The 15,423-nt window shown below is 51.2% G+C and carries 16 protein-coding genes; 6 read left to right on the top strand and 10 right to left on the bottom strand.

From position 1 onward, the window contains the following. Positions 1-7 precede the first annotated feature (7 nt). The 5 genes from FLT43_RS28635 to FLT43_RS28615 all read right to left on the bottom strand — a co-directional run bounded on the left by FLT43_RS28635 (position 8) and on the right by FLT43_RS28615 (position 6,521). Positions 8-1,006 (bottom strand): BtrH N-terminal domain-containing protein, encoded by a 999-nt coding sequence (locus FLT43_RS28635; protein WP_244193985.1) that lies wholly within the window; start codon positions 1,004-1,006, stop codon positions 8-10. 54 nt (positions 1,007-1,060) lie between these two features. Further along, entirely contained in the window at positions 1,061-1,969 is a 909-nt protein-coding gene (locus FLT43_RS28630) for a helix-turn-helix transcriptional regulator (protein ID WP_087440119.1), read from the bottom strand. 357 nt (positions 1,970-2,326) lie between these two features. Further along, positions 2,327-2,650, bottom strand: coding sequence for an LbetaH domain-containing protein (locus tag FLT43_RS30390; protein WP_244193986.1), 324 nt, complete (start codon positions 2,648-2,650; stop codon positions 2,327-2,329). Positions 2,651-2,949: 299 nt separating this feature from the next. Beyond that, on the bottom strand, positions 2,950-3,108 hold the full coding sequence (locus tag FLT43_RS29560; RefSeq protein WP_164776676.1) for a hypothetical protein: 159 nt from the start codon (positions 3,106-3,108) through the stop codon (positions 2,950-2,952). A gap of 182 nt (positions 3,109-3,290) precedes the next feature. Beyond that, positions 3,291-6,521 carry a DEAD/DEAH box helicase gene (locus tag FLT43_RS28615; protein ID WP_087440121.1) on the bottom strand — a complete coding sequence of 1,077 codons (3,231 nt, stop codon included), beginning with the start codon at positions 6,519-6,521 and terminating at the stop codon, positions 3,291-3,293. 213 nt (positions 6,522-6,734) lie between these two features. Here FLT43_RS28615 and FLT43_RS28610 point away from each other — a divergent pair, with 213 nt between their 5' ends. Continuing rightward, the gene (locus tag FLT43_RS28610) at positions 6,735-7,286 is read left to right on the top strand and encodes a helix-turn-helix domain-containing protein (protein WP_087440122.1); all 552 of its coding nucleotides are present in this window, start codon (positions 6,735-6,737) and stop codon (positions 7,284-7,286) included. Positions 7,287-7,291: 5 nt separating this feature from the next. Further along, the gene (locus FLT43_RS28605; RefSeq protein WP_087440123.1) at positions 7,292-8,248 is read left to right on the top strand and encodes an alpha/beta hydrolase family protein; all 957 of its coding nucleotides are present in this window, start codon (positions 7,292-7,294) and stop codon (positions 8,246-8,248) included. A gap of 175 nt (positions 8,249-8,423) precedes the next feature. Here the strand turns inward: FLT43_RS28605 and FLT43_RS28600 are convergent, their stop codons facing one another. From FLT43_RS28600 to FLT43_RS28585, 4 genes are all read right to left on the bottom strand, one after another. Continuing rightward, a complete protein-coding gene (locus tag FLT43_RS28600; RefSeq protein ID WP_087440124.1) occupies positions 8,424-8,891 on the bottom strand; it encodes a GNAT family N-acetyltransferase in 468 nt (155 codons plus the stop codon). A 68-nt stretch (positions 8,892-8,959) separates the two neighbouring features. After that, on the bottom strand, positions 8,960-9,577 hold the full coding sequence (locus tag FLT43_RS28595) for an alpha/beta fold hydrolase (protein WP_115057782.1): 618 nt from the start codon (positions 9,575-9,577) through the stop codon (positions 8,960-8,962). A 448-nt stretch (positions 9,578-10,025) separates the two neighbouring features. Continuing rightward, positions 10,026-10,343, bottom strand: a complete 318-nt coding sequence (locus FLT43_RS28590) for a hypothetical protein (protein WP_087440126.1) — start codon at positions 10,341-10,343, stop codon at positions 10,026-10,028. Positions 10,344-10,394: 51 nt separating this feature from the next. Beyond that, positions 10,395-11,018: a class I SAM-dependent methyltransferase gene (locus FLT43_RS28585; RefSeq protein ID WP_087440127.1), complete on the bottom strand. Its 624-nt coding sequence runs from the start codon at positions 11,016-11,018 to the stop codon at positions 10,395-10,397. A 165-nt stretch (positions 11,019-11,183) separates the two neighbouring features. Here FLT43_RS28585 and FLT43_RS30615 point away from each other — a divergent pair, with 165 nt between their 5' ends. The 4 genes from FLT43_RS30615 (at position 11,184) to FLT43_RS28570 (ending at position 14,320) form a co-directional block, all read left to right on the top strand. Continuing rightward, complete coding sequence (locus tag FLT43_RS30615; protein WP_255321646.1) at positions 11,184-11,306, top strand: hypothetical protein; 123 nt, start codon at positions 11,184-11,186, stop codon at positions 11,304-11,306. A 191-nt stretch (positions 11,307-11,497) separates the two neighbouring features. After that, on the top strand, positions 11,498-11,902 hold the full coding sequence (locus tag FLT43_RS28580) for a GNAT family N-acetyltransferase (protein ID WP_087440128.1): 405 nt from the start codon (positions 11,498-11,500) through the stop codon (positions 11,900-11,902). Positions 11,903-12,144: 242 nt separating this feature from the next. Beyond that, positions 12,145-13,185: an alpha/beta fold hydrolase gene (locus FLT43_RS28575; protein WP_087440129.1), complete on the top strand. Its 1,041-nt coding sequence runs from the start codon at positions 12,145-12,147 to the stop codon at positions 13,183-13,185. Between the two features lie 289 nt (positions 13,186-13,474). Then, on the top strand, positions 13,475-14,320 hold the full coding sequence (locus FLT43_RS28570; RefSeq protein ID WP_087440130.1) for a hypothetical protein: 846 nt from the start codon (positions 13,475-13,477) through the stop codon (positions 14,318-14,320). Positions 14,321-14,415: 95 nt separating this feature from the next. On the opposite strand, the gene FLT43_RS28565 is transcribed toward FLT43_RS28570, so the two are convergent. Continuing rightward, positions 14,416-15,288 (bottom strand): AraC family transcriptional regulator, encoded by an 873-nt coding sequence (locus tag FLT43_RS28565; RefSeq protein WP_087440131.1) that lies wholly within the window; start codon positions 15,286-15,288, stop codon positions 14,416-14,418. Positions 15,289-15,423 lie beyond the last annotated feature (135 nt).

Genomic DNA, 15,423 nt, shown 5'->3' with positions numbered 1-15,423 from the left:
CCCTCCTTCATCTTGGGATATGGAGTCCCCATCGCGGGATCGTCTCCCTTTTCAGATCCGGATATTGTCCCGACAGTTCGCGGAACAGCTCAATCGCTTCCCCGTCCAGCTTCTTCGCTTCGGCGATCGCATGCTGCAGCGATGCAAGCCGCTTCCGCTCGACTCGTCTCGCGCCGCCCTGCACGGCGATGCATTCCGACGCATCCGCCAGAACAGAGATGAGCCGGTCATAGATGGGAACGGCCTCGCCCAAGCCGGGCAAGCTCCCGCCTTCGTCTTGCAGGTAGGAGCGTATCTCACGCCGGGATTGAATATACGAGTCGATAATATAGACGGCGCCGTATTCGTCATAATCCCCGTGCCCCAAGCCGCGAATGAGAAAGTCATAAGCCAGCTCACCGGAACCAATCTCGGTGGACGGCAGCGTCTTGTATGGGCTCTCCCACTCCTGGACGGCTAGCCGCAGCGATTCCAGCACCTGCTTCGAGCGGTCTACAGCCACCTGCTCTCCCACCACCTGACAGTACCAGAACGGGGTGACATTCAATCCGAAGTTGTCATAGAGCAGGATATGACTGTCCGCAGACCAACCGTCCTGTATGTAGAAGACCCGATCTTCATCATCATAGCCTTGGATGACGCCGAATTCCGGGATCCAATAGATGACGCCCCGCCCCTGATCCAGACTCTCCTTCACCCATTGGACGGCATCCTGCTGATAATAGCGGAACGAAGAATGCCTCGTTCTGCCTCCATCGCTTACTGTAAAAAAACCCATGTTGTCTATCGCCGGATAATGCTCGCTCCCCCACTGCCCATAGGCCGTAACCGACAGGGGCAGCAGCTTCTCATGCACAGAGAACTTGAACGCCATCCCGCTCAGTCCGGAGAGCAAATATTTCGGTCCGTCGAACCCGTTGGCCGCCGTCAATATCGCGTACAGGCTGTCGGTGAACGACTTCGATTCCCGCTTCATCTGTATCTGTTCCAAGTAGATACTCGGCATCGTATCCCTCCTTGCCGAATGCATCGGCTTCCCTTGCCAATGACAGTCATGCGCTTACCGCCCCTTTTCCTCCAGCCGGGCGGCGATGCGCCCGCACCGGTCCCGCAGCTTCGCCTGCAGCCATTTCGGAGACAGCAGCCGCTCCCACTCCGCGGTGAGCAGATGCTGCATGAAGCAATCGGGATCATAGAACTCGACCTCGTACATCAGATCATGCATGGAGCGAATCGGGTAACCGTGCCACGACTCCCCATGCAGCGGAGCTCCCACCTCGATTCGTGCCAGATAGGGCTTTCGCTGCGGTATCGGCGCATCTTCCCAATCCGTGCGGTCTATCTCGTCCAGGTCGAATGTCTCTCCCGTTACCTGCACATGGAGAATGCCGTCCAGCCGGAAGGCGCGCTTTCTGCATGACTGTTCACAATAAGCCGTAATATAGTCCGAATTGTAATATGCAGTGAAATGAAGCGGACGAATCGGCAGCTCCGCTTCTTGGCCGCCTTCACGGTAGCGAATCTGAACAATACGCCGCTCCCGGATCGCATGAGACAGCAGCTGCCAATGCTGCATCCGCTGAGGATGAGCGGCGAAGATCGGCAGGCGATGCTCCCCCGCTTCCTCCGGCGGCCCGGCGAAGCGCTCCAGCACATGGGCAATGCGCTGCACGACAGCCGCGTTCTCATAGTTATATTGACGGTACCGATGAGCCAGGAATCTCAACACGTCCTGTTCTTCTTCCGTAATGTACAGCAGCGGCAGCATATACGCCTTATCCTCATAGACATAACCGCGGTGCTTGGCCACATACAGCAGCGGAGCGCGGAGAGAGACTTCCAAATACTCGATATCCCGCTGCGCCTGCCGCTTCGAGATTTCGAACTGCTCCGCTAGCTTACTGCTGTTCGGGTAGAACCCAGCTCTGATCTGCTGATCGAACCATTGAATCCGGTGCATATTGCTCATGTTCTCTGCTCTTTCCTCCCGTCTGCCGTGGCTAGTGCCCGGCTCCTTCATTACAACATTCCCGCTCTGTCTGACGCAACCTTGGGATTCATGACAACACCCGCTTCCTGGCCGAGGAAGCGGGTGTCCTGCTCTGTACGCTATGACACGCCGGGTTGACCGGAAATCATATCAATCTTGGACTGCGGCGCATTCCGGCAATACTTGCAGACTTGATATGTATGGCCGGCCGTATTCGTTACAGCGTAGAAAAGCTTGATGCGTGTGCTGCTGCACATCGGGCACGTGCCTCGGCCCCGGGAAGGCAGCTTCCATAACACTTTGCCGCGCTTTGTTTTTGCCATTTTTGATGCAACCTCATTTCATACTTCCTGTTTTTATTGGTGATGCACCCCCATTATAGAACAGCCGATACGACATAAAATGTCGTACCAGTTCCCAAAAAGAAGGGCAGCGGCGGAAAAGGCCGTCCACGCTGCCGCAATCCCACCTGCGAATCTCAAGCAGCTCCGGAATCGTCTCGGGCGAGAAGCGCCTCCGTATCCCCCAGGCAGGATCGCCGCCGGCTATCGGATAAGGCTCCACATCCCGGACGACTACCGCCTCCGCGGCGATGGAGCAAAATTTCCCGATAATCAGCTTGGTCCCGACCGCTTCATGCGCTGGAAAGAGGAGGCTCACATCAAAAAACCTCCTGATCCGATCAACGGATAGGAGGTTGGCATGAATGCACTAAGACAAGCTCCGCTTCATAAGCAGAGTCGTTCTCGTCCCGTATGGCGGCAAAAGCCCAGACCGATCCTATCCATAGCACTTCGCATTCTTCAATCTGCGGCGGATAGGGTTAGGAGATCATCGGCTTTCGCTCACCCTCTCATTATATTGCCTCTATTGTATCAGAGGATCCATCTAGAATTCACTCGCAAAGGGAATCTAAACGGATGAATACGCCGGCCCTCGGCGGCCCGGATGACTCATGCTTACTTTTTATCCCAGAGCACGAGACTTAAGGTAGCGATCGGGCCAAGCAGCAAAGACAGCAAGAACCAGTTCAAGCCGCTTCGGTTCTTCCCCTGGGCCAATCCGGCGTTGATCAGAGCCAGCGTGCCCCAGCCAACGAAATAGTCTCCATTTAGCATAGTCCACCTTCCTTGATCCATTTGTTCAAGCTTATCATTTGCTTCCTATTTTGTCAGGATGCCATATTTCCTTACTCTTCCTGGAGAGAGTCCAGCGCCTCCTGCGGCGAAGCGGTAGCGGATTGCAATATTCGCGCTGCGGGCTGGCACGCCCGCAGCCTCCTTCCGGTCTGATCGCTGGGTCAGAGCATGAGCAGCTCCCGGATTTCCTCTTCCGTGATGGCGGATAATCCTTCCTGACTCGGTTCAAGCACTTCTTGAATCAAGTTCATTTTTTTCTGCTGGAGCTCATACATCTTCTCTTCAATCGTGCCTTGCGTCACAAGACGGATAACTTGAACGACGTTCTTCTGCCCGATCCGATGGGCCCGATCAGCCGCTTGCTGCTCCACCGCCGGATTCCACCACAGATCGTACAGAATGATCGTGTCTGCTCCAGTCAGGTTCAATCCCGTTCCTCCCGCCTTCAGCGAGAGAAGGAACAGATCCCGCTCCCCCTCGTTGAATCGGCCGCACAGCTCGACTCGTTCGCGGGCAGGCGTCTGGCCGTCCAGGTAGAAATACGGCACGCCATGCTTGCTCAGCTCCCGCGCAATCAGACCGAGCATCTCCGTGAATTGGGAAAAGACAAGCATGCGCCTGCCAGCGCTCCGATACTCCGCTATCATATCCAGCAATTGTTCGAACTTCGCCGAGCTGCCGGCATAGCCTTCGACGAACAAGGCGGGATGGCAGCAGAGCTGGCGCAGCCGGGTCAAGCCCGCCAATATTTTGATCCGGTTCTTCCGGAAGCCGCCTGTGCGCAGATGCTTCACCGTTTCCTGCCGCAGCTCCGCGAGGTACGCTACGTAAAGCTTCTTCTGCTCCGGCAGCAGCTGCGACGCTTGCTGCGATTCGATCTTATCCGGCAGCTCCTTCAGTACGTCGGACTTCAATCGGCGCAGCAGGAAGGGGCGCACCCGCCGCGCCACCGCATCCCGCGAGAGCTCATTGAATTCCCGTCTCCCCGGGAACAGTCCGGGACAAATAACGTCGCAGATCGACCACAACTCCTCCAACCGGTTCTCCACAGGAGTTCCCGTCAGAGCGAAGCGATGCCGGGCCTGAATGGCCTTTACGGCTTGGGCCGTCAGGGTCGCATAGTTCTTGAACGCCTGGGCCTCGTCCAATATCAGCGTATGGAACCTCGTGCCCGCAATCTGTCCGATATCCTGGCGCAACAGAGGATACGAGGTAATGATGACATCGGTGCGGGATGCATCGCGCACGATGCGGCTTCTCTCTTCCTTGCTTCCGTCCGCAATCGCGACGCGAAGCTCGGGCGCGAAGCGGTTGAGCTCATTGCGCCAGTTGTACATGAGAGAAGCCGGAGACACAATCAGGGCCGGCATGCCTGCATCCCGGATGTCCGGCAGCACAGAGAGCACGAAGGCAATGCTCTGGATCGTCTTGCCCAATCCCATCTCATCCGCCAATATCCCGCCGAGGCGATAATGGGCGAGTGTCTTCAGCCATTGGAATCCATACTGCTGGTACTCGCGCAAAATCGGAGCAATCGAAGCGGGTATGGGGAATTCCAGATGGTCGGGATTGCGCATATGCTCCAGCAGCTTGCGGAACCCTTTGCCGAGACGGATCGCACTTCCTGTGTGCACCGTATCCATCCATTGAAGTCCGCGCGCAACCGGCAGCCGCAGCCTCGTCCCTTGGATATGCTCCTGCCGCATCCCCATATCATTGAGAAAGGCGATGATTTCCTGAAGCTCGGCGCGATCGAGCGGAAGCAGCGCGCCGTTGGATAGCCGGTGGTATTTTCGCTTTTCTTCGAGAGCCTGGATAATGCGGCGGATCTCCGCTTCCGGAATCCCGTCCATCTCGAACTGGAACTCCAGCCAATCCGTGCGCTCATCGACGTCGACCTTTACGGCTGGGCGATCAGACAGGGGATGCAGCCTCAACTTTACCGCCGTGGTCGCGAAGACGTGGACAAGCTTCTCCAGTTCAGGCAGCACATGATAGAGGAAGTCGAACTCTTGCTCTTCATCGGCCAGAAAGAACCCTCCCTCCGTCTTCACGAAGGAATTGCGCTCCAGCAGCTCTAGTATCCGCCGCTCCTTCTCGCCGTCCCGGAGCAGAATCCGGCCCTCGCCGCTCCCCTGTCCTCTGCTCTCCAGCGGATTGATGACCATCGTGCCGTAATGGAACTCCAATCCGGCAAGGAGGCGTTCCTTGACCCGATCGAGATACAGCTTGGCGACAAGCGGCGTCCGCACCATTTGATCGGAGACGGATTGGCTAATCCGGACTTGGCCCAGCTTCATCAAGCCCGGGATGACCTTCTCCATAAATGGCTCCGCTTGCTCCGGCTTAATCGCAATCCGGTTGCTATGAGATGCGTCGACGATCCGCTGCAGATCGGCAAGGCGTTTGAGCGGCTCCTGCGGAAGGCTCCACAGCTTCCCTTCGGAGAGCGCGCATCCATAGGCCGTCATCGGGATAACCCGTTCCAGACCTGCTATGTCCAGCTCGTAACCTTGATCTTTTATCTGAGACTGATCGAAGCCGAAGACAAGCGGGAGCGGCCCGTCCGCGATAACGATCCCATCGAAGCTGCTGCCGCCCTGCATCACCTTAACTGCCGGAGCCGCCGTGAGCAGGGGAAGAAGCTCTTCCCACACGGAAGCATGAATGAGCAGCAGCCGTTCGGAATCATGTGCCGTCTCTATATACCTCATATCACTGTCGAGCATGCGTATCAGAAGCTGAAGGACCGCGTTATTTGCTGAACGGAAGCTGTGAAGCTCCGGGTCGTACGTAAAATATCTGGACACCTTGCACGCTTCGCGGTGCTCGATGCCACGGAGCAATTCCTCTACATATTGAACCTTGTATAACCGGCGCGGGCCGATTCTCAGCTCTATCCCGAGCCTGTACTTCTCATCCCTGCAGATCACGGGCTTGCATATGAATTCCACGTCAAGCACTTCCCTCGGATCGAAGAGAGGACGGGCTTCGGTTGGACGAAGCGGCTTCTCATCGAACAGCTTCAATATCCGCTCCCCTGCATCCTCTACGGTCTGCAGCCTGCCGTCCCGTCCCTGCTCCGGGGCTTCATCCGCAAGCTGCCTGTCGTGAATAGCCATCAGCGCCGCGGCAATATGAGCGCAGTATTGGTCCTCGGGATGAAATGCCGGACAAGTGCATGAAGCCTTCATCTCTTCCCCATGCGAAAACTCAACGGTAACTTGAAGGATGAGCTTGTCCTCTTCGATCGCTGCCTCGTAACGCGGCGTCCCTGATCCTGTCTCCCTTGCTATCATCACTTTGTGCGATTGGAACAAAACTTCCCCGTCCTCATAGGAGAACCGGCCGCACAGCAGTCGAATCATCTGATCATCTAACTGAAAGCCCAAGCAATTGCCCCTCCTGTCTCTGCCATTTTCTTCCTAATTGCTCATGTGTAAACGCCCCCGAACTTGCTTACCGATCGATCATAATGGAGTTTCAACTGTTTTTCCAGCTAATCGAATGACACCGTCTGCTTGACATCCCTTGAGCCGAATTATATTATCATATTTGAGAATGTAATAATTTTTGATAACAATGAATGATAGGCGGTAATCCATTTGAAAAAGAATAAAGCCGATTTGCTCCTGCATCCGGTAAGGATGAAGATCATTCTTAATGTCATGCGTCAACAACGAGCCACCGCTTTGCAATTGCACGAGCTGCTGCCCGAAGTTCCGCAGGCTACGCTTTATCGTCATCTCCATAAATTGGCCGAAGCAGAGGTGCTGATTGTCGTCGATCAATATCAAGTTCGCGGCGTAGTCGAGAAGGTATACGCATTATCTGAGGAAGGAGTGAACTTAACCGAAGCTGACCTTGAAAATATAACAAAAGATGACCATATGCGATATTTCACGACGTTCGTTTCCAGTCTGCTTCATGATTTTTCTCAATATTTAGAACAACCCGATATCAATATGGCTCAAGACGGCGTCGGTTACCGCCAATGCTCCCTCTATTTGAGTGACGATGAATTCGCAGAAGTGATCGTTCCTTTTCAGGAAGCACTGCAAAAAGCAATGCAGCACGGCCCCGCTCCGGGGAGACGGCGCCGAACGCTTTCGCTCGTCATCATTCCGGAAGCGGAAAATAAAAGCGAGGGAGAATAGACGGCATGAACGCACATTGTAGTGAAATCGAGGTAACGATTGACAGCGCTTATCCTGTGGCCGGAACATTGTCGGTGCCGCGTGCCGCGGTTCAACCTGCCCCCGCGATTTTACTCATTTCCGGGACGGGAGAGAGCGATCGGAACGGCAACGGCGGCGGCCTCAACATGAATATTTATAAAGACCTGGCGGATGCGTTGGGAAAAATGGGACTGGTAACGCTGCGCTACGACAAGCGCGGTACGCATGCGAGCGGAGGGAATTTTTATGACACCGGGTTCTGGGATCTGGTGGAGGACAGCACGGCTTGCGTCCGCTTCCTGCAGTCCCGGCCAGAAATCGATCCGAATCGAATTGTCATATTGGGACATAGCGAAGGAGCGATAATCGCCCCTGTCGTGCAGGCGAGCCAGCCGGTGCAGGGGCTGATGCTGATCGCCGGCGCCTTCGATAATTTGGTGCATGACACCATGCCGCGTCAATCGGCACAGGCGCTGCAAGAAATGGAGTGCGCAAAAGGAATCAAGGGCTTGCTGTTCCGTTTGTTCAATGTGCCGGGGAGAACCAGAAAGCAAAGTGCCGCTTTTATGGAAATGGCGCTTTCCTCCGCAACGCCAACCTTGCAATTTAAAGGCGCCAAATTTTGCGCCAAATGGTTTCAAGAACATGCCGCTCTGAACCTTGCGGAATACGTGAAGAAAGTATCCTGTCCCCTTTTGGCCATCACGGGCTCGAACGATATTCAAGCTCCGCCGGAGCACGCAAAAATGTTCGCAGAAGCCGCCAAGGGCGAGACGGAATGGCATATCGTGCCGCAGATGAATCATATCCTGCGAAAATATGACAAGCCCCATACCATGCTAGGGCTAGTAAAGGAATATAAAAAAACGATCACCGATCCAATCGACGCAGAGTTCCTCAAGCTTCTCGAACAATGGATGCGAAAATATAAGTTCATTTAACAGCGGTTCAACGAGATTCATTCAAGGGGGCCGGGTACCATGCCGATCGGCATCCGGGCCTCCTCTTCATCCAATGCCGAATCTCCCGTCTAAGGGCGTTCCTCCGCATCGCTTGGCTGGTTCGAATTCTTCATGACGAACCTCCCTGCTCCCCATCATGCTTCATTGAATTTCCTTATATCCATTTCTCCATATGGGTTCGTCTATCATCTATCGCATATTGCTCAAAGCCATTCGCTTCATAGAATTGGACCGCGCTTTGCCATTCTTTATTCGTCTCCAGAACGAGGCGCCTCATTCCTTGCTCCACTGCCTTCCGTTCCAGTTCAGACAGGATCATATGGGCATATCCATGTCTTCGATAAGGCTTGGAGACGGACATGCGGACGATCCGTCCGGTGTCTTCTGTCTCTTCTACTAATGCGCCGGTGCCAATCGGTTCCGCATCGAGCATGCCGACGAGGAACATATACCCTTTGTCTATGTAATGGCGTTGAATATCCCGCAAGTCGGGATTCAAGGTTCGATCCAGGAAGCCGAATCGTTCCTCCAAGCCTTCTAAAATAATCGCTATGGCCTGCTCCTGAATCGCTTCGTTGATCGCTATGATGCGAAAGCGGCTGTTATCGCTCTGCTTCACCATCAGTCTCCTTTCTCTTCCGAGGACATACAGGGAAAAACCGTTGCGCCAGCTTATCCCCATGATTAGCACTATGCCAGCAAGTATTCGATAAGCTCCCGATTGACTTTTTCCGGCTGCTCGTGATTTATGGCATGGCCCGCATGCCTTATGATTTTGTAGTTCAGACGAATCTGCTCCAGCTTTCGAATCGCCTTAGGATAATTGCTCAATATATCTTGTTCTCCGATAAGAAATAGCGCTTTCCCGCGGATCGATTCCAACTGCTCATCGGTAAAGATCGTGATGGCATGCTTCATCATCGATTTGTTATTGAAATGCTTGAGCAGATAATGCCAATGGTTCATGGCATCCAGCAACTCGTCAAGCCATGCCGTCTGATCGAATTCATTGGCATATCGTTCATTCGGCTCGCTCTTGCCGGAACCGCCAATCGCGTCTATCGCGATAACATAGAATCTCTCGGACAGCTGCTCAATGTTGTATACCCACATCATTGCTGAATTATCGGCCGTTCCATGGAGCAATAATAACACGGGATCGGCAGGTGAACCCGCCGTAATGACATGGGTCGTTCCATAGGTCGTCATAATATCCTGCTCTGCCCAAGCCACATTCCAGGAAGCCAGCAGCCTCTCATAGGATTCATAGATTAGCTGCTGTCCTACTTTCGTTTTGTACCTTCGCATCGCCTTACCCTCCCGCTTTGCTGGCGTCTTCCCTATACGCTTGGATCCAGGCAACGAATTCTTCTGCATTCACTGCACCAATCCGCAAAACCGCACGATTTCTCCAGACACACCTATTCGGTAAGCGAAATCTGACAAACGGCACGATTTCTACACCTATTCAGTAAGCGAAATCCTGCGCAAATACAGCAATTCGGTATGGACGACTTTACCAGAAAGGGAATCCTGCAGAACTGCAGGAACTTCACCCTTTCGCTTCGGCTTAAAGCAAAAGGGCCTAAAATGATGTAGCTGTGCAGCAATTCCTCGGGATGTGGACTCATTGAGCCGAAATTCCTGTAAAATAGCAGCAATTCCCTCCACATGTTCAAACCCCTGAAGGCAACGATGCCTCCTGAAGGCAATGATGTCTCTTGAAGGCGATGATGCCCCCCAGGATCCGACGCACTTAGGCAAATGGACATCTCCACCCCTTCGTATAAAACAGGGGTTTTCCACCAGCCTGATTTTCGCAGTCAAACCAACCGCTCTTTGCATTCATATCGAATAAAGACGGAGTGCCATGCTGCCGAATCAAGAACTGCCAGCCTTCCTCCATGATAATGGCTTCCCCGATCTGACAGTAATCAAAGAGTATTTCTACGATATCTGTATATATTAGGTCGGATTCGTAATAGATCGTGCCATCGGGCTCGGGATAGATGCGATAGGCCAGCCCGGATGGTGAATGTTGGGGCAACACGACAATTTCCGGTTCCGTGCTCATAATCGTTCCTCCATATCCACAGATAATCGGGATGAACCCCGACTCCGCTGATCATCCCCCTGTTCCCCCCAGCGCTCCGGGCCGTGCCCAGACCAGTTGGACCATATCAAGCCAATAGCTTTCCGCTTTGAGGATCTCAAGGCCCGCTTCACGCACCAGCTCCTGAATATCTCTGGTATGATGACATCCATATGCCCGGTACAGCAACGGATTCAATGCCTTCTGAACGGCGGATAATACACGATAGGAACTGATGCCATGCTCCATGAGCAGAATCGAGCCATCGGGTCTGCACCACCGCTTCATTTTCTCCAGCACCATGCGCGGCTGGTCATAACTGCACATCGATAACGTGGACACGACCGTATCGAATGAATACGCAGCGAAGTCCAACTCTTCAATATCCGCACACATAAATCGGGCATCAAGTCGATGCTCCCTGGCGGCCCGCTGCGCCTTCTCCAGCATCGCCGGGCTGAAGTCGGCTGCCGTAACCTGTACGCCGGGAGGATAAAATGGGAAATTCGCGCCTGCCCCTACGGCCAGCTCAAGCACTTCGCCCTTCGCATCGCTTAGAAGCTGCTGCCGCCATTGCTTTACTTTCGGGCCTTCTCTTTTCTTATCGTACTGGTTCGCCTGCCTGTCGAAAATTTGAATTAACTTCTGCTTCTCCATCGTTTCCTCACCTTATCGATTTATATATGCCTTATCATTGGCTTGACTCCACAACACCGTCACTTCATTGTCCGTTTTCCACTTTTCCCCTATACTAATACACAAGCATGAAATGAACAATATGTCGAACGGCGGTGTTCGTTCAGGAAGGAAGTGTAGGTTTTCATGGATATTTTGGAACATAATCGCTCGGCCTGGAATCACAATGTCGAGTCCGGCAACGAGTGGACGCTGCCCGCCTCATCCGCAACGATCGAAAAAGCAAGAAAGGGAGAATGGGATATCTGACTATCGCGACCAGAGCAGTGAAATACGTGTATAATTTAATGAAATAAGCAGTGAACATGCATTCTTCACACAGAGAAGAAATTTTGAAATGTAAGTGAAATAGCAGCATGCTTGGAGGTCATATATTGTTACTTTACTTTTGATATACATCATCTGTCTAATCAATTCATACGAATTAGGAGATGATATCTATGATATACAAGAATTCACTCGATGGGATTACTTCCGGTATGTTACAAGGATTTTTCGTGGATTGGCCGAATCCGCCGGCTCCAGACACTCACTTAAGACTACTGAAGCAAAGCAGTAAAGTGATTCTTGCGGTTGATGAGACTGCGAATCGAGTGGTTGGATTTATTACAGCGATAAGTGACGGAATTCTGTCTGCCTACATTCCATTGCTTGAAGTGTTGCCAGCGTACAAAAATAAAGGCATAGGCAAGGAATTAGTAACTCGGATGCGAACAGAATTGGATGACATCTATATGATTGATTTATGCTGTGACGACGACTTAGTTCCTTATTATGACCAATTCAGAATGAGGAAGACCAATGGCATGATTTTGCGGAACTATAATAGACAATCTGGCAGCTAAAGAAAATAAATATAACTCGAAAATGCTTGGATTATTGTCCAAGCGTTTTTGAGTACTCAAGCAGCAACAATTCAGCTCAAAATGAACCGTTCCCTTCATAACGATTCAAGGAACAAGTCAACCATTCTCACTGGACTTAAGTCTAGTAGCAGACAAGCCGTTAGCCCATTGGTTAATATTGGAACAATGGATACAATAAATACTTACTCAACTATACGATCTATTGGAGGAATTGTCGCGACATGAATCAACCCGTTGTAAAAGTCAGAAATAGAAAAAAGAGATCTTGGACCAAGATACTGCTCGTTTTTATATGTTGCGTGGCGCTTTTGATCGGTTCCGGATTTGTATATGAATATGTATCCGCCCAACAAGCTAAGAAAAACTATGCCCCTCCTGGCAAGCTTGTTGATGTTGGCGGATTTCGCTTGCATGTGAATAAGATCGGCTCCGGGTCGCCTGTGATTTTGCTCGAGGCGGGCAGCAGGGAATCCAGCTTAATCTGGAGAGACATTCCGGAGAAGCTGGCTGAATTCGCTACGGTCGTACGGTATGATCGTGCCGGTTATGCCTGGAGTGATGCAGCGCCCACCGAACGTTCCGGAGACAACATTGTGCAGGAGCTGCATAGCGCATTGGAACAGGAAGGAATCCACGGCCCTTACATTCTGGTGGGTCATTCCGTGGGCGGGATGTATTCCCGATTATTCGCCGAGAAGTATAAGGATGAGGTGGAAGGGCTGATCTTGCTGGATGCCAGACCCGAGAACTATTCGAGGGAGACCGATCCGATTTTTGAGAACGAAGGATTTGACTCGGCTACGGCGGGAATGCCCTCCAAAGCGGTCATCAAGCTATTGAAAATGTCCGGCGGTCTCCGACTATTTCAAAATTCGTTGTTAGCCCAAATGCCGGAAAAAGAAAGAACCTTCTTCGTCAATGTGGAGGCTTCGTCCAGCTTCCTGGATACAGCGGAAGAGGAAGATCGGCAATTGGCGAAGGTCGAAGAAGCCATTCGGAACCAGCGCCTTGATTCCCTTCCCGTAAAAATCATTACACACGGGATCCCGAACGACGCCACCGCATTCGGGATGTCGGCCGAAGCCAGCAGACAGCTGGAAGACATTTGGCAAGCGCAGCAGCGGGACATGCTGCAGCTCTCCACCGACAGCGAGCTGATTGTAGCGGAAAGAAGCGGCCATATGGTCATGCATGATGAGCCGGACTTAGTCATAGATGCGATTAAAAGTGTAATCCACAACCGTACACGGCAAGACTCTTAACCTTGCCGACAGCGAAGCCTGCAAACCCTGGTGGGATACCAGCCGATGCAGGCTTCTTCATTGCACAATCCGGTTGCGTATCGCGAATCCCCCTTTTGATGGCATCCGGACTGGCCTCTCATTGTTTTTTGAGATTATCAATGAGATCAAAAGTTGAATCGATTCCATTGAGAAAAACGGAGTTTTTGCAAGGTTTTTGGTAATATTGCAGAATAAGAATCGGTAATGAAAGAAGAAATAAAGTAGTTAAGAAAAGGACAGGAAATGTACTAAAGGGGGAAAAATAATCATGAAAATAATCGATGTGGCAGAGCCATTTGTAAAAAACTATGAAGCAACTATAGAGTATTTGAATGATTACTACAGCAAATATGAAAACGATTATAAGGAATATTTTAACTATCACTGTTTACATGTTGAAGAAAAAAAGCAAAAGGCAATCGAATTACATCCTGCAAAATTACAGGATATTTTGCCGATGCGGGATTTATTTATGGAAAACATTCCTAAAATAACAAATGCTTACGAATCCATATTTCCTATTACATTCACAAAAGATGTACATTTACTTGTAGGGTTATATGGCAGTAATGCTTATACATATCGCCAGTACAATCCCGAAGTCGCTTTTTGTCTAGAAAAGTTACCATATCATGAAAAATATATCCAACTTATCATTGCTCATGAATTCGGTCATGCAGCACATCATTTATATAACGATATAAATCAAATTTCTTGGGATAAAGTAGATTGGATCAATCCGCACACTTGGCTTTTGCAAGAAGGAATTGCAACTTATTTATCTACAAAAATAGTTCAAGCAGATTTAGATGAATATTTTGCATTTGAAGAAGATAAAAAATGGATACTGTTCGCGCAAGAAAATGAATCAAGGATTGCCCATAAGTTTTTGGAGGATGTAGAAAATGGAATAGAGTACGGACCATTTTTTAAGGAGTGGTTTTCGATAAACGGCGGCAATCACTTTACGTATATGCGATTAGGATATTATCTTGGTTACAGAGTTGTCGTTAATTTAGTAGAACGATTAGGAATAGAAGAAGTGTTAACGCTTTGGGAGAAACACGATTTTAAGGAAATGATGAAGAAGCAACTTCAATTATTCGCCACTTGAAAAAAGCGTACTCGATATTTAACTCGAATACGCTTTTTCATTCGAAGAATATCAACAATTAAGTTAAAAAACAGTACCTTGCATACCCGCCGCCGTCATGTCAGCGCGATATATTCGCGCTTGCGGTAGGCGGTCGGAGACATGCCCATCCGGGTCTGGAAGACGCGCACGAAGGTCGGATACGATTTGAAGCCGGCCTCATAAGCGACATCGGTAATCTTCATATCGGTGCCGATCAGCAGATTGCACGCATGGGCAGTCCGGTTCCGCTCGAGGAAGGAATAATAATTTTCGCCGACTGCCTGCTTGAAGGCGGCGCTAATATACGGCACGCTGTAACTGAAGCGCTCGGCCAGCATTTCCAAGGTGATGTCTTCCTTGAAATTTTGATATACATAGTGGATCACTTCCCACATCCCCCGGCGCTGCATGCCCGAGTAGCCCTCCTGGCAGCGCTCCAACCGATCCAGACGGTAGCGCTCGAACAGGACGAACAGCTGGGTCAGCTTCGCCAGGAACATGGTGCGGCTCCACGGCTTCTCCTCCCGAATCTCGTCATACATCTGATGCAGCAGCGGGAGCATCTCAACCGCGGTGGCGTCGTCCAGCTTGTAGGTCGAGTTGTCTTCATTCTCCGCATCCTTCAGCAGACGGTGCAAGGTCAGGAACGAATCCCCCGCGCCGAAAAACGCCTTCAGCCCGATCGCCCCGACATAGAGAATGAGCTCCTCCCCGGGTGGAATGTCTATTTCGTGCACCTGATGGGGAAACAGTAAAGTGAAGGTGCCGGGAGCCAGCTCCTTCTCGACGCCATTGATCCGCTCCGTCCCTCTCCCCTGGATCGCATACGTATACTCAATAAAATGATGGACATGAGCCGGCACGGTGCCTTTCAGCCGATGTATCTTCAACGTGAACGGAAATTCGCCATGAATTTCCTCGTCGCCATGCAGATTATCCGGGAACATCCCGATCCCTCTTTTCACCCGAATGTGTGCGAAGATCGCATTAAGCCCATTTTATCATTAAAAATGAGAGATGTTATAAAATAATGATAGGTGATTTATAACATTTCGCTCTACAATAAATATGATAGCCATATT

Origin of the sequence: Paenibacillus thiaminolyticus (assembly GCF_007066085.1) — a bacterium.
Taxonomy (GTDB): Bacteria; Bacillota; Bacilli; order Paenibacillales; family Paenibacillaceae; genus Paenibacillus_B; species Paenibacillus_B thiaminolyticus.
This window is presented reverse-complemented; position numbering and strand designations above follow the sequence as displayed.

What these genes read in the sequence shown, in the direction of transcription:
- FLT43_RS28585 (WP_087440127.1), bottom strand. Translation starts at nt 11,018, where the DNA reads ATGGAGAAGCAGAAGTTAATTCAAATTTTCGACAGGCAGGCGAACCAG.
- FLT43_RS28630 (WP_087440119.1), bottom strand. Translation starts at nt 1,969, where the DNA reads ATGAGCAATATGCACCGGATTCAATGGTTCGATCAGCAGATCAGAGCT.
- FLT43_RS28595 (WP_115057782.1), bottom strand. Translation starts at nt 9,577, where the DNA reads ATGCGAAGGTACAAAACGAAAGTAGGACAGCAGCTAATCTATGAATCC.
- FLT43_RS30615 (WP_255321646.1), top strand. Translation starts at nt 11,184, where the DNA reads ATGGATATTTTGGAACATAATCGCTCGGCCTGGAATCACAATGTCGAG.
- FLT43_RS28575 (WP_087440129.1), top strand. Translation starts at nt 12,145, where the DNA reads ATGAATCAACCCGTTGTAAAAGTCAGAAATAGAAAAAAGAGATCTTGG.
- FLT43_RS29560 (WP_164776676.1), bottom strand. Translation starts at nt 3,108, where the DNA reads ATGCTAAATGGAGACTATTTCGTTGGCTGGGGCACGCTGGCTCTGATC.
- FLT43_RS28565 (WP_087440131.1), bottom strand. Translation starts at nt 15,288, where the DNA reads ATGTTCCCGGATAATCTGCATGGCGACGAGGAAATTCATGGCGAATTT.
- FLT43_RS28600 (WP_087440124.1), bottom strand. Translation starts at nt 8,891, where the DNA reads ATGGTGAAGCAGAGCGATAACAGCCGCTTTCGCATCATAGCGATCAAC.
- FLT43_RS28605 (WP_087440123.1), top strand. Translation starts at nt 7,292, where the DNA reads ATGAACGCACATTGTAGTGAAATCGAGGTAACGATTGACAGCGCTTAT.
- FLT43_RS28580 (WP_087440128.1), top strand. Translation starts at nt 11,498, where the DNA reads ATGATATACAAGAATTCACTCGATGGGATTACTTCCGGTATGTTACAA.
- FLT43_RS28635 (WP_244193985.1), bottom strand. Translation starts at nt 1,006, where the DNA reads ATGCCGAGTATCTACTTGGAACAGATACAGATGAAGCGGGAATCGAAG.
- FLT43_RS28590 (WP_087440126.1), bottom strand. Translation starts at nt 10,343, where the DNA reads ATGAGCACGGAACCGGAAATTGTCGTGTTGCCCCAACATTCACCATCC.
- FLT43_RS28570 (WP_087440130.1), top strand. Translation starts at nt 13,475, where the DNA reads ATGAAAATAATCGATGTGGCAGAGCCATTTGTAAAAAACTATGAAGCA.